The sequence below is a fragment of the Paraburkholderia sp. SIMBA_027 genome, assembly GCF_046535315.1.
GTDB classification, from domain to species: domain Bacteria; phylum Pseudomonadota; class Gammaproteobacteria; order Burkholderiales; family Burkholderiaceae; genus Paraburkholderia; species Paraburkholderia tropica.
The window spans coordinates 1-230 of record NZ_JAWRWY010001743.1 but is presented as its reverse complement, the minus strand read 5'-3'; the positions used below and the strand labels follow the sequence as shown (position 1 = coordinate 230).

General features: G+C 70.0%; 1 protein-coding gene. It reads left to right on the top strand.

The genetic code is table 11. The features are described from left to right. Positions 1-230: aromatic amino acid lyase (locus tag SB764_RS45135; RefSeq protein WP_410867453.1), on the top strand; the 230-nt coding region annotated here is incomplete at both ends.

The following is a 230-nucleotide window of genomic DNA, read 5'->3' as shown; positions in this document are numbered from 1 at the left end:
CCGGACACCGGCGAAGTGCTGTCGGGCGGCAACTTCCACGCTGAACCGGTCGCGTTCGCCGCCGACAATCTCGCGCTCGCCGCCGCTGAAATCGGCGCGCTGGCCGAACGCCGCATCGCGTTGCTGATCGACGCGACGCTGTCGGGTCTGCCGCCGTTCCTCGTGCGCGACGGCGGTGTGAATTCGGGCTTCATGATCGCTCACGTGACGGCCGCCGCGCTCGCGTCGGA